12 protein-coding genes, 1 rRNA gene and 1 pseudogene are annotated in these 13,930 nt (G+C 39.5%); 2 read left to right on the forward strand and 12 right to left on the reverse strand.

Features of this window, described 5'->3' with window-relative positions; all coding sequences use genetic code 11:
• Positions 1–63: 63 nt before the first annotated feature.
• The 8 genes and pseudogenes from WYK_RS03890 to WYK_RS03925 all read right to left on the reverse strand — a co-directional run bounded on the left by WYK_RS03890 (position 64) and on the right by WYK_RS03925 (position 8,108).
• Positions 64–1,050, reverse strand: a complete 987-nt coding sequence (locus WYK_RS03890; RefSeq protein WP_040373291.1) for a Gfo/Idh/MocA family protein — start codon at positions 1,048–1,050, stop codon at positions 64–66.
• Positions 1,051–1,131: 81 nt separating this feature from the next.
• Entirely contained in the window at positions 1,132–2,031 is a 900-nt protein-coding gene (locus WYK_RS03895; protein WP_040373292.1) for an ROK family protein, read from the reverse strand.
• Between the two features lie 248 nt (positions 2,032–2,279).
• Entirely contained in the window at positions 2,280–2,879 is a 600-nt protein-coding gene (locus tag WYK_RS03900; RefSeq protein ID WP_040373293.1) for a hypothetical protein, read from the reverse strand.
• Between the two features lie 22 nt (positions 2,880–2,901).
• Positions 2,902–3,912 (reverse strand): substrate-binding domain-containing protein, encoded by a 1,011-nt coding sequence (locus tag WYK_RS03905; protein WP_040373294.1) that lies wholly within the window; start codon positions 3,910–3,912, stop codon positions 2,902–2,904.
• A gap of 41 nt (positions 3,913–3,953) precedes the next feature.
• Complete coding sequence (locus tag WYK_RS03910) at positions 3,954–4,925, reverse strand: acetylxylan esterase (protein ID WP_040373295.1); 972 nt, start codon at positions 4,923–4,925, stop codon at positions 3,954–3,956.
• 56 nt (positions 4,926–4,981) lie between these two features.
• Positions 4,982–5,814: pseudogene (locus tag WYK_RS03915) on the reverse strand (carbohydrate ABC transporter permease).
• A gap of 3 nt (positions 5,815–5,817) precedes the next feature.
• Entirely contained in the window at positions 5,818–6,696 is an 879-nt protein-coding gene (locus WYK_RS03920; RefSeq protein ID WP_040373296.1) for a carbohydrate ABC transporter permease, read from the reverse strand.
• 101 nt (positions 6,697–6,797) lie between these two features.
• Positions 6,798–8,108, reverse strand: a complete 1,311-nt coding sequence (locus WYK_RS03925) for an ABC transporter substrate-binding protein (protein ID WP_040373297.1) — start codon at positions 8,106–8,108, stop codon at positions 6,798–6,800.
• A 195-nt stretch (positions 8,109–8,303) separates the two neighbouring features.
• Here WYK_RS03925 and WYK_RS03930 point away from each other — a divergent pair, with 195 nt between their 5' ends.
• Complete coding sequence (locus tag WYK_RS03930) at positions 8,304–9,089, forward strand: SDR family oxidoreductase (RefSeq protein WP_040373298.1); 786 nt, start codon at positions 8,304–8,306, stop codon at positions 9,087–9,089.
• A 46-nt stretch (positions 9,090–9,135) separates the two neighbouring features.
• Here WYK_RS03930 and WYK_RS03935 read toward each other — a convergent pair whose 3' ends face one another.
• From WYK_RS03935 to WYK_RS03945, 3 genes are all read right to left on the reverse strand, one after another.
• The gene (locus tag WYK_RS03935; RefSeq protein WP_040373299.1) at positions 9,136–10,056 is read right to left on the reverse strand and encodes a catalase family peroxidase; all 921 of its coding nucleotides are present in this window, start codon (positions 10,054–10,056) and stop codon (positions 9,136–9,138) included.
• Positions 10,057–10,179: 123 nt separating this feature from the next.
• A complete protein-coding gene (gene fosB / locus WYK_RS03940; protein ID WP_407951459.1) occupies positions 10,180–10,593 on the reverse strand; it encodes a metallothiol transferase FosB in 414 nt (137 codons plus the stop codon).
• 26 nt (positions 10,594–10,619) lie between these two features.
• Positions 10,620–11,834, reverse strand: coding sequence for a two-component system sensor histidine kinase NtrB (locus tag WYK_RS03945; protein ID WP_040373301.1), 1,215 nt, complete (start codon positions 11,832–11,834; stop codon positions 10,620–10,622).
• 216 nt (positions 11,835–12,050) lie between these two features.
• Between WYK_RS03945 and WYK_RS03950 the strand changes: the two genes are divergently transcribed.
• Entirely contained in the window at positions 12,051–13,010 is a 960-nt protein-coding gene (locus WYK_RS03950; protein WP_040373302.1) for an L-lactate dehydrogenase, read from the forward strand.
• A 640-nt stretch (positions 13,011–13,650) separates the two neighbouring features.
• On the opposite strand, the gene rrf is transcribed toward WYK_RS03950, so the two are convergent.
• Positions 13,651–13,766, reverse strand: a 5S ribosomal RNA gene (gene rrf, locus WYK_RS03955).
• Between the last annotated feature and the right edge of the window lie 164 nt (positions 13,767–13,930).

Here is a 13,930-nt window from a genome sequence, read left to right on the forward strand (position 1 = left end):
TTCTCTGAATTGTCACATTTAACTAAAAAAACTAGCCGAGAAATTCTCGACAGTTTTTTAGTATTAGTTGGAATCGCCTGGATATACAATGCCTATTTGGCGACGGGCTTCATCCATAATTTCCATGACAGCAATGGATGTGTCCCACGTATTCTGTGAAGACTGCTGTTGTCCGCTTTCAACCAAATGAATAAATTCCTTTGTTTCGTAATACATAGATTCCTCTGTTTGTTCATTGCTTATATCAGTAAGTGACCCATCATGAGCACGTAGTTCAATTTTTTCCGGACTAGATATATGATGTATAACCATAGATCCATCCTCTCCAAGGATTTCCGAAGGCAGAGGTGAGGCCGTTATTTTCGAATACATGACCACTGCTTCCATTCCATCATAGCTGAGAAGAATACTTCCATTCCCATCTGCCCCAGACTCAAGCACGTGGCCTGTCGCCTTAATAGAATTAGGCTTACCAAACAAAACGACAAGTGGATAAATTGTATAGACACCTAGATCCATCAAGGCCCCATTAGAAAGAGCTGGATTGAAAGCGTTTAAAACTGTCCCTTGTCGATAGGAATCATAACGCGATGAGTACTGACAGTAATTCGCGAAGTATGTACGTACTTTCCCAAGCTTATGGATATTATCCTGGATGCTCTTAAAGTTCGGCATTAATGTTGATTTCATCGCTTCCATTAAAACAACGCCATTTCTTTTCGCTGCTTCAATCATCGCACGTGTTTCTGCTGCATTTGAAGCAATTGGCTTCTCACATAGTACATGCTTTCCATTTTCTAAAAACAGAATAGCTTGTTCTGCATGATAAGCATTCGGACTTGCGATATACACCGCGTCAATCATATCACTAGATGCCATTTCCTCAAGACTTGTAAAAGTATTCTCAACATGATAGTTGCCGGCAAACTCACGAGCTCTTTCCTCTGATCGTGAATAAACGGCTGTAAGCTTAAATTCCTCAAGTGCTTCAGACGCCTTTAAAAAACGTTCTGTAATCCAGTTAGTTCCGATAATCCCAAATCGTATCATGTTTAGCCTCCTAATATATTGTTTTGTTCTTTATTTAATATATCCTCATGTCGCAATGAAAGCTAGTACTCTATGAATAGCCTATGACAGGATTCCCTGCATAGTGAGGAAATGATAAAGCGCTCCTACCTTTCCCGCCTCATTTTTAAAAGAGCAGGATTCCACCTCTGTAATATCGAGGGCTGGCTTCCGAATGCGTGCTATCCGATTCCGCACTTCTTTTACCACAACTGTTTGTGCACTTACACCCCCGCCAATTAAAATCTTTTCTGGAGCCAGTACATGAATAAGATTTGCTGTTCCGATTGCCAGCGCGTCATAAAAATTTTCTAAAGCAGCTAACGCATCGGAATTCCCTTGATCTGCCAGCCTAAAAATATCTTCTCCAGTAACTGCAAAATCCATTCGTACAGATGCGTCTTCTACAAGTGCCCTAGTAGATCCCAAAGCACTAAATGACCCGCGCTGCATGACCGTTTCCAGCTTATTATCGAACCTCAAAGCCATCAGACCAAACTCGCCTGCCATTCCTAATCGGCCTCGATAAAGCTTACCGTTAATGAAAATCCCTCCACCAATACCCGTACCAGCGGCAATACAGACGAAATTATCACAATCCATGGCAGATCCCTTCCATTTTTCAGCCAGCGTAACACAGTTTACATCATTATCTAATTCTATTGGCAGACCCAGGTCATTTAACTCCTCTTTCACATTTCTCCCCATTAAATCGGTTACTGCTCCCGCAAAATGAATGTAACCGGTTACTATTTCAACCGCACCTGGGACACTCATTGCAACTCCATTTAGTGTATACTCTTTCTGATATTCCCTGACAATATCCTTTAATATGGCGAAGGTAGCATTCATACCTTGTACAGGAGTTTTTGTAATCCCTGACTTTAACGTTTCTGCTTGTTCATCCATTACTGCATGTTTTATAGTTCCTCCGCCAATATCGAGTACTGCATAGCGCTTCATCACTGCACACTCCTTTCGTGTTTAAATAAAGACCTTTATATTGTATTCAGTCAAATAAACCAAAACCTTCAACCCAAGAATAGATACTGTCCTTTTCAAATATCACGCGGTAATGTAGATTTCAAATATACTTTATCGATTAGGTTATAACTTAATACTAAAAGGCGGTCTGGTTGATGTCAATTCTTTTTTAGACTTACTACCAATGGGATATCCCAAAATATGTACATAGCAAATACCCTTTCGTTTTAAGAAAAGGGGGCTTGCAGCGGCAGTCTCGCTTTCTCGAGTATCCAGCGTGAAGACAAGGCCAGTAAAAAAGGCAGGATAAAAATACACACGATTAGATTGTCTCTAGAAATCAGGTAAAGACTACTAATGGATGCTAAAAGCAACAGAGAGTACTGCCACTTTTTAATGCAATATACAAACGAAAAGGTTAAAGCCTGCTTAAGCTGCATTTCGCCAAACACTATAAAGTGGGTAAGATAGACGGTAATAACTAATGTTAACCCCAAAAGGTAGAGTACTATAATCAGAAAAAAGAGGGAATTCCCCCCCTCATGATAAGAGAACCAATAAAGTCCCGAAAACAGACAGACAAATATAAGAGACAACACTAAGGACGAAGATTGAACGCCTTGGTATTTTCGATAGTAACCCTTGCTTGCTAAAGCTACGTCTGCATCCCCCTCTTGTTTAAGATCAGCTAACACTGCCGTGAGCATGCAGGCTGCAGGCAATACCCCATAGACAATCAGACCTTTCAACGTATAAAGCCAGAAATAACCGCTTGCTGTAAAACATTTCGATAAAAAACTCACACCTCGGAACAATGCTGTATTCATACGCTCATTCCTTTCGCATGCCTCAGTTGTTTAGATCTCTAACCGATTCTCTATAAATAATATTCCCCTTAATAAAAGTACGACCGTATTTCTTGTCTTTATCCCTCACTTTTTCAAGGATAAATTTAACCGCCACACGAGACATTTCTTCCATATCAACAGCGACTGTCGTTAATTGAGGCTCTGTAAGCGTCGCATAAATATCATTATCAAATCCCATTACCGAGCAATCTTCCGGCACATTAATCCCTTTTTTCTTTAATAGATTAATCAAATTATAAGCAACTTGATCACAGTTACATATAAACGCTGTCGGCAGATCTGCAGGCAGGTCAATATCGATAAACCTCCCCCGCTCATCACGGTCACTAATCACATAGCTTTCTTCTAATCGAATTCGATGTTCGAGTAATGATTTGTAATAGCCAAGATAACGATCTTGAATACTACTAGTTGCATAGATATTCCCGACAAAAGCTATTTTCCTGTGCCCGCTTTTGATTAAGTAATTCGTTGCCTCATATACACCATAAAAGTTATCGGTCAGCACGGAATCTATATTGTTTTGGTCATTATAAAAATCAAGAAAAATAACCGGAACATCCATATCATATATGGCTGCTGCATAGTCATTATTAATTTGTCCAAGGATAATAAAACCGTCAGCCTTTCGTTCATTATAAATTCTCGGCAGCCTCACAGAGGTCTCATCTTCCTCACTTAGAATATGAAGAATACCAGAGTACTGGCGGCTGTCGAGGACTTGTGAGATGTATTGGTAAAATTGCAGATAAAAAGATTGCGTGGTACCTGTAAATCGCTCTGGAATAATTACACCAATATTATAGGAATATCCTTCCTTCATTGATTTCGCAAGGGTATTAAACCGGTAGCCCATTTCTTCGGCCACACTCTTGATTTTTTCCTTAAGCTCGTCACTGACACCCTCTTTATCATTCAGTGCTTTTGAAACAGTTACACTGCTAATACTTAACTTTTCAGCAATATCACGCATCGTCACGTTGCTTTTCACATCTATTCCTCCAATTCCGATAAATCCACTCTACTGTTAGTTTACTTGCGATTAAGTAGTTCTGCAAAAAATGGATAGACCTTATCGCCAAGTGTCGGCAAATAATCATGGCCATATTCGTAAAAGACAACCATATCCTTTGGAGAAACAATCTTATTAAAAGCCGCAAACTGAGTAGAAGGGGGACAAATCTGATCTTCCATAGCTGTGACCCACATCACTTCAGCTTGAATTCGGTCGGCCAAATGCTGAATATCTATATAACCAAGCTTATTCCAAAACTCTTTTTCCCGCCTATGATTAGGATCTCTCAACTTGAAAAAGTAATGGATTTCTTCATACGCTGAGTGAGTAATATCCATCTCCCACGCTCGTCGGTAATCAGATAGAAAAGGATAGATAGCAACTGTTTTTTTTATGCGCGGCTCAAGCGCCGAACACACGATAGAAAGCGCACCGCCCTGTGATGCACCGTATGTACCGATCCGTTCAGGATCAACCCCATCCATGGACATAAGAATCCTTGCTGCTTGAACAGTATCTAGAAATACATGACGATAATACAACTTTTCAGGATCATCATCCTCAAGACCGCGGATGATATGCCCCTTCAATGTAGATCCTTTCACCTGAAGATTATCCTCTGAAAGTCCCCCCTGTCCACGACAATCCATGGCAAGAACAGTAAAGCCCTCCGCTGCATAAGCCACTTTATCAATCCAATCACCACTGTTGCCATGGTACCCATGAAACCACAAAAGCCCAGGTCCCTTGTCGCTCTGCTGTTTGGGTCTTACAAGCTGACAATGGACTCTAGCACCACCAACTCCTATAAAATACACATGAAAACACTCAGCCATCATAGATGGATAATCAAAACGTTCTACCTCATAAGTTAACGACAGTTCATTTAGTTCCTTTATGCCTTTATCCCAGTATTCTGCGAAATCAAAGGGCTTTGGATTTGTCCCCTTATATGAACCTAATTCGGCCATTGACATATCTATTTGCATAAACATATCCTCCTTTTATGTTAGAACACCCTGCTCACAAATTAAAATCCTTCCGACTATTTAACAGAGCCTTGTGCAAATCCGTTATAAATATGCTTTTGCAAAGCAAGGAAAGCAATCACTGTCGGAATAATAGCTATAATGATTCCCGCTGAAATTACTTCCCATTGTGATCCATAGGGTCCTTTGAATTTAAAAAGTGCGGTTGAAATTACCTGTAAATCTGTTTTTGGCATATACAAAAAGGGTGTATAGAAATCGTTATATACATTGACGCCCTTGACAATAATGACGGTAACAATTGCAGGCTTTAACAGCGGTAAAATAATTTTCCAATAAATTGTGAAATAAGATGCTCCGTCAATCATTGCTGATTCATCTAGAGACTTCGAAATAGAATCCAGGAATTGCAAGAAAATATAAACGGCAATGATATCTGTACCTAAATATAAGATAATCGCAGCCCATCTGGTGTTAAATAGTCCTAGTGAGTTCACGATTTGAAAGGTCGCTACTTGTGTGGTAACACCTGGAATCAAGGTTGCAAGTACGAAGGCACCCATCAATGCTTTCGACCCTCTAAAATTAAATCGATGAAGGACAAAAGCAATCATGGACCCAAGCAGTGTGGCCCCAACAATGGAGACAATCAAAATAAACGTAGTATTCATAAACCCAGTCAGCATATTGCCTTCAACAAAAGCACGTGTATAATTTTGAAAATTAAACCAGTTCTCAGGAGGAGTCATCGGACTGGTGCTTGTATACTCCTTACCAGTTTTAAAAGAAGCAAAAAAACGACCACGATCGGTATCAGTGCTAAAAACGCTCCAAGCAGTAAAGTAAAATACTTCATAATAGAGAGCAGCGCGGTTTTCAACTGGTACATGCATTACTCCTCCTCTTTGAAAGCACTTTTTTGAATTAAGGTAACGATAATAACAATTAAGAGCAACACAACAGCCATCGCTGATCCGAGGCCAACTTTACCGTACTTAAAGGCAATGCTGACTGTTTGGATGACGAAAGTTTCACTCCCATTTGATCCGCCAGTCATTATATAAGGGATTTCGAATGCACTAATTGCACCGCTGATTGCCAGAATTAAATTTAATTGAATAATCCTTTTGATACTCGGAAGAATGATATAGATAAATTGATGCCATCTGTTCGCACCATCAATTTCGGATGCCTCAAAAACCTCTCCAGAAATAGAGGATATTGCACCGAGAAAAATAATAAAATTAAAACCCATGTATCTCCATACAGAGGTTCCAGCAAGTGAAATATTAATAATATCTGGATTCCCCAGCCAAAGTTGAATGATGTTTCCCAAACCTATTGCCTGCATAACCGTATCTAGCGTGCCTTCCGGTCGGAAGAAAATTAGAAACATAAACCCGATTGCCACACCATTTAATAAATATGGAAAAAATAAAATACCTTTAAACAAGTTTTTAAATTTCACGTTAAAACTCAAAATAGTAGCAAAGTATAAGGCAATTCCCATTTGGAAAAATGTTGCGGCGAAATAATATAAGCTGACTGTAAATACCTTAAAATACTCCGGTCTCGTAAAAATCATCTTATAGTTTTCCAGTCCTACATACTCTTTATTTTTACTGAATCCGTTCCAATTAGTAAAACTGTACTGGATCATATTCATGACTGGGACGTAGGCAAATGTGATTAATAAGGCAACTGGAATCAGAGAAAAGGCCGCTATAATTACAAGCTGCTGTTTTTTATAGGGCAGATTTGAAAACTTCAAATTAGTAGGCACCTCCAGGGATAATCAGTGCTAGCCATTAATAACTCCCCGCCGCCTGTCTTTAACGACGGGGAATCTCTTTTTCTAGTAAACTCTTTTTCTTATTTAATTTTCGCCCGCGCTTTATTCCAGTCTTTGTTCAATCTGTCTGCAATATCATCGAATGACTCTTTACGGTTTCCAATCCCTGCTTCCACAATTTCTTTCTTATGATCCTCAAGCCAGAAACCCACTTCTGATTCCTTATCAATCTTATCTAAAAGACCCTCTTGACCATCATTTGCTGGTGTCAGCAATGAAAATTCTACACCCTGTTCTTCATATTGCTTCAGCTCTTCTGGAAGTTCTGCACTTTTCGAAGCACTAATTCCACCTGCCTGTTCCACAGAGTAATTCGATTCATTTATAAACCAGTCTACCCACGCTTCAGCAGCTTCTTTACTTTCGCTATTTTTATTTACACCAATTTGGAAGTCAGCTCCCAATGGAAAAATTACTTTATCTGCATTGGTTGGGAATGGCATATATCCAATATCGTCCGGGTTATCCGCTTGTGACTTGATTTGTTCAATCGCCCATGATCCCAGCACCATTGTCGCAATTTCTCCTCTGCCCATCATGGCTTTAGAAGTTTCCCAATCTGTTGTTAATGGATCTTTCTCAATTAAGCCTTTTTCAGCCACATCATACATTAATTTATACATCTCATAATGAGGTTTGCCTTTACCGAATGGATCGTCTTCATTAATCATCTTTATATTATAATAATCAGGATCTCCTGCTACAGTAGTCACTGCCCCTTCCCATTGAGTTAAAGGCCAGCCAGCCGCATAATTGGTGTAGAGAGGGACAGCTTTTGTAGAATCCTTTACCTTTTGCAGAACTTCAGTGAACTGCTCAAACGTCTTAGGAATTTCTGAAACGCCTGCACTTTCAAATACTTTTTTGTTGTACACAATTCCCGTATACGTGATGGCAATCGGAATTCCATATACCTTGCCATCAACCGCACGTTCTTCTACCCCCATATATTGATCCTTCATCTCTGCTAAATCTCCAAGGGGTTCAAAGAACGAAGGGATGTCTTCGATAGGCACCTGTGTTGGAATTAATAAAACATCACCATAATCCTTCGTGTTCATCCTAGGGGTAATTTCTCCGCCATAGTCTGTCAACGCTTCGAAACTCACGTTTACCTCTGGATACTTTTCATTGAATTTAGACGCATAGTCTTTAAAAATGGTATCCACAATATCCGTACGCTGGGTAATAACGGTAATATCTCCGCTGATTTCCCCTTCCTTTTCTCCTCCTTTATCAGTGGAGGTTTTTTCATCCGAACAACCTGCTAAGAACATTGATGAAACAAGTAATACTGAGGATAAACTCATTAGTACTCTACTTTTCTTCATATAATTACCCCTTTCTCTGAAAAAATAAGTTATCGTTAAGGTTACAACTTAATACTAGTTTGATAGCGCTTTCTTGTCAATTTATTTTTAAATAAATGGTAATTATATTTCCAGACAATTCCTAAAAAAGTGTCTTTATGGGGTTTCTTTTTACACCTTAAATGGGTAATAATAGGAAAAAGGAGTTGAGGAAGTATGGCAAATTTAATGAAAAATAAAGTGGCCTTAGTAACCGGAGGGAGTTCTGGTATTGGTCGTGGAGCTGCCTTAAAGCTTGCAGAAAATGGGGCGAGAGTTGCCTTACTTGACCTTAATGCTGAAGATGCTATGGAGGTAAAGCGCGAAATTGAGGATCTCGGCAGCAAAGCAATTATTGTAGAAGCGGATGTTTCCAAAACAGAAGATATGGAACAAGCCTTCAAAAAAGTCTTTGAAGAATGGGGCCAACTTGATTTTGTCTTCTCAAACGCCGGGATAAACGGGGTAATCTCACCCATTGAGGATATGTCAATCGATGAATTCGATACCACCATCCACACAAATTTACGCGGAACCTTTTTAACAGTAAAAAATGCTATTCCTTACATGAAAGAAAATGGCGGAAGCATTGTCATTACGAGCTCGGTTAACGGAAATCGAACATTTAACAAATTCGGCTTTTCAGCCTACAGCACCTCAAAAGCCGGACAAGTCGCATTTGGTAAGATGGCTGCTCTTGAACTGGCACGATATAAAATCCGCGTGAATATGATTTGCCCAGGCGCAATAGACACGAATATAGATTCAAATACGTTTCCTGAGAACGAAAATCTCAAAAAAATCACCATTCCAATTGAATACCCTGAAGGGGAGCATCCACTGACTGGTGAAGCTGGTAAACCAGATCAAGTTGGGGATTTGGTTCTCTTTCTAGCCTCTAACTTATCCTCTCATATTACGGGCACAAAGGTATATATCGATGGAGCAGAATCCTTATTATAAATATGTACATAAGCCGTATCTCCGTTTAGGGATACGGCTTTCATCTTTATTTACCATGAATGCGGCGATTATAAGAAACCGCGTAGGCATCATGACGGAAATGCAAAATAGGATCATCAGAGCATTCAATGCCCTCTGGTACGATTGTCGGGTCAAACAGAACCATATCTGGCGGATCAACCAGTTTCTTAGAAATAGTGAGATGTCCAATTTCTATCGTTTGCCGTTCTGCCGGCCACGCTGCTGTTGGATCGTCTGTTGGATCCCCTTCTTCTCCTAACTGAATCATAAGTGTAAAAACGACTGGTTCTCTTTCCACTCTTTCCGTTAATTCTTCATTTAGATAATCGGCTGAATAGTCAGCGGCTTCTAGTTTCCCGTACATTCCGAGTCCCGCATCAGGTTCCCATTGATACTTAATCGGCTGTTTCCTGCCATCCTTATTAATAAAATTAAAAACATGTATGGAAAAATAACGAGCCATCGCAAAACTAAGGGGTGATCGCATTTCCTTAATCATCTTAAAGCTTACTTTACTTTCCGGATAGTTCACTGCAATTTTCATCAACTCTTTTAGGTTCGGTATGCCCTCCTCAGCTGACTTGAAAAATTTCATTATCTCCACAAATGCTTCAGGCGTTTTCGCAAAGAAAATGGGAATCGTAACGGCAATAAGATTGGTAACCGATCCATCTGGTAATTGAAACTGCACAGCCATTCCTTTAGGGGGCGTCAACGCATCTGCATGTGTTGGGTTCGGTGAACTATTAGAAAAGCGTACAATGGCTGGTACGGGTGTATGTAATAGATGCGGTGCTGTTGTAAATGCACTCGCTTTCCCATTAGGGGTAAATACCGCCTCATAATAATCCCCTTTTGCATGTGCCCGTCGATACCCTGGAAACGTTCCAGCAGCTTCTTCAATAGCATCGACTGCCTTAACAGGAAGCTCATTTGCTTTCTCCATTTGTTCACATCCTTTCTTTATAGAAAAAACAGTTTCTCTATCATACTAGTACCCCGATTTCAGCATTCTTATCCATTAGAACTCTCCCTTCTGACAAACAAAAAACCTGCATAGGCAGGTTTCTTAGTCAAAAAATTCTAGATAAGGTTTGGTTTCTTTATAGTAGTTCATCCTATCTTCGAGTGTACCTGTATGGAATTCAAACTTATGGCCATCCGGATCGGTAAAATAAATCGATTCCTTATCCCGCACGTCACGATTCCGTCCTGGCAATATAGATACATTGAACTTTTTTAATTTATCTTCAATCAGTGCCAGCTCATTTTGTTTCACTGAGAAGGCAATATGAGTATAAGAGCCTTGTATTTCATTTCTTGGTATAGTCTCCTCCAGGTTAAGTGCGAGCCATAACCCATTTAAATCAAAGTAGGCGGTGGTTTTGCCCTTCACTAACAACTTCGCATCGAAAACAGTTTGATAAAAGAGAATCGATTTATCCAAATTAGAAACTGAGAACAACAGATGATTAATCTCCAACTTCCCATCTCCTTCTTCCATTTAACTTATGCTTTAGAAACTGGCAGCATGATCGTAAAAACCGTGCCTAATTGACTGCTGGCTACCTCCATCCGGCCCCCATGATTATCGATAATCGTTTTCGATATAGAAAGTCCAAGTCCGGTGCCGTCACTTTTTGTAGTAAAAAATGGATCAAATACTTCTGATAAAATAGCAGGATCTATTCCAGAGCCATTATCCTTAAAGGTGATAGCAAGCCAATCCTCTACTCTGTCAGCACTCCAATCAATTCGTAATTTCTTCTGTTCAATTGCCTCAACTGCATTACGAAATAAATTAATAAATACTTGGATGATTTCATCTTTATTCATTTCAATGATACATTGAGATGCTTCCTTAGAGATAGTATGGTTAACGGTCGCATGATACAAGAACGATTCATTTGAAAGGATTTTTAAAAGGTGATGATTAACAAATAAATCAAATTCTATTTTTTCTCGATTCGTATGCGCCGATCGTGAAATTTTCAAAAAATCGCTGATAATCGTATTTGCCCGATCTATCTCAGGAATAAGTAACGTCCTAAATAGCTCAGCACTCTCTTTATCTATATTTTCCTGCATTAATTGTAAAAAGCCTCTCACCGTTGTAAATGGGTTTCTGAGCTCATGAGCAATTCCAGCAGCTATTCCCCCCGCAAGGGCTTGCTTTGCCGCACCTTTATATAAATTAACAAACTGAAAGATTCCTATTACTCGCTTAATCGAACCATCTTCTTCATAAATGATTCGGGTATTAACAACACCATAATTTTTATCCATGATCAAATGGTTTATGGTATCTTCCTTTGTGGTCAATGTTTTCAACAGGAAGATTTCTTCATCAGGCAGTTTTAAAAGATCCCGGATATGGGTGCCCACAATCTCCTTCTGATCAACATGTAAATCAAGAGCTGTCTGCTCATTGCAAAGTGTCACCAATCCATCTTTATCAATAAAAACTATATGATGAGGTACATGATCAAAGAGATGGGTCATATACCCCTCCATAATAGAAAAACAATCGTAATTAAATGATGAATTCATACTAGTATTCTTTCCTTCTATATAAGAAACATCTTTGCCGCTAGATTTTTCCACTATCATTCCATGCCTAGAATGATAGTGAAAAGGAAAAGGAAGCTCAGAGACCAGTTCTTTATAACGATGATTTTCAATTTTTAATGATTCTATTTCATCCTCAATAGACATATCTTTCATAGTTTACTCCTCATGTTTTAATTCAAACGAAAATATAGTAGCTAAGGACTGAACGCCAATCATTTCCAGCTATCCTTAATTATACGTTACTTTTTCCCTGATTTTAGACTAATTACTAAATTTTATTATATATTCATTGATTTTACTAGATTTAAAAGGCACAATTAAACTGTTACTCTTTTTACAAATGCAGGTACTTGAATGGAGGAAATTAATATGATACAAAGAAATATTAATCGAGTCGCACTTATAGGTGCAGGATCCGTTGGGAGTAGTTATGCATTTGCCCTGCTTAACCAGTCAATTACTGAAGAATTAGTTATAATCGACGTTAATGAAGATAAAGCTATGGGAGATGCAATGGATTTAAACCATGGCAAAATTTTTGCACCTAACCCAACTAAAACATGGTACGGAAATTACGATGATTGCAAAGAAGCGGATATCGTCTGTATATGTGCAGGAGCGAATCAAAAACCAGGAGAAACTCGTTTAGACCTTGTTGAAAAAAACCTAAAGATATTTAAATCCCTTGTTGATCAAGTAATGGCAAGCGGCTTCGATGGGATCTTCTTGATTGCTACCAATCCTGTCGATATATTAACCTATGCAACATGGAAATTCAGTGGACTGCCAAAAGAACGAGTAATCGGCAGTGGAACGATTCTCGATTCTGGACGATTCCGTTTCTTACTGGGCGAATACTTCGATATTGCCCCGGCAAATGTACATGCGCATATTATTGGAGAGCATGGAGACACGGAGCTGCCTGTATGGAGCCATGCAGATATAGGCGGAGTACCTGTTGAAGAATTGATTACCCGAAACCCAGAATATAAAATGGAAGACCTAGACCAGCTCTTTGTGAACGTAAGAGATGCCGCCTATCATATTATCAAGAAAAAAGGCGCTACGTATTACGGAATTGCTATGGGGCTTGCCCGAATCACCAAAGCCATCCTAAATAACGAAAACAGCGTCTTAACCGTCAGCACCTACCTTGATGGAGAATATGGAGAAAAAGACGTCTACATCGGTGTCCCTGCCGTAGTTAACAGAACCGGAATAAGAGAAATACTTGAACTAACACTATCTGAAACCGAACAAAAACAATTTACACACAGCTCAACCGTATTGAAAGAAATTTTGAATCCACACTTTAAGGAAGCCCGCTGACCCACCCAATAGAGGCAAAAAAAGAAAGGCAGTTTTTTTTGCCTTTCTTTTTTAATGTTTCAGCTATATTAAGGGGTTACTCCTATGGATGATGAAAGTTTTCATTTAAATGGATCGCTAATCCTTAGGACTTTTTTAGGATACACCTTTTAAGAAAACCTGCTGCTGACTCCTAAGTATTCTTGGGGGATTTCTTCTTCTTTTTTACCATTTTGGTCGTTAATCCCGACTGAGATTCTGGAATTCCCCGGGGTCACTATTTTCAACACAAAAATACCCCATGGGGCATATTTGTTTTAAGGGTTTTTGAAAATGGGTCGCTAATCTTTAGGTCTATTTCTTAAGATACACTTTTTAGGAAGACCTGATGAATAAGTTTCCATGGGGTGTATTTTATCTATTTTCCTGCTATTCCGGCTGTTAATCCCGTCTGGTCTTCACGTATTCCCGTCTGAGATGGCCGTAATCCCGTCTGGATCATGCATATTCCCGTCTAGAGGCTGCTTATTCCCGTCTGGGCACTATTTTCAGTACAAAAATACCCCATAGGGCACCACGAACATGCGTCACTTTCTTATGACTATACGAAAAAACCCCACAAAAAAAGACCAGCTATGCAGCTGATCTTTTCTTTCTTGTTGCCTGGCAATGTCCTACTCTCACAGGGGGAGACCCCCAACTACCATCGGCGCTGAAGAGCTTAACTTCCGTGTTCGGAATGGGAACGGGTGTGGCCTCTTCGCCATCATTACCAGACTATAAAGGAACGTTGTTCCTTCAAAACTAGATAATAAGAAGGTTTTTTGCATGTTTTTAAAACGTTTTTGTCCAGTTACGGCTCCTTGCTTATCGGTCGTTTCGATCCGTCATTCAAATCCAAGTTCAGGATTTGCCTGGCCGGCTCTCCAACGCCTCTCAAT

The sequence above is a fragment of the Peribacillus psychrosaccharolyticus ATCC 23296 genome, assembly GCF_000305495.1.
Lineage (GTDB): Bacteria > Bacillota > Bacilli > Bacillales > DSM-1321 > Peribacillus > Peribacillus psychrosaccharolyticus.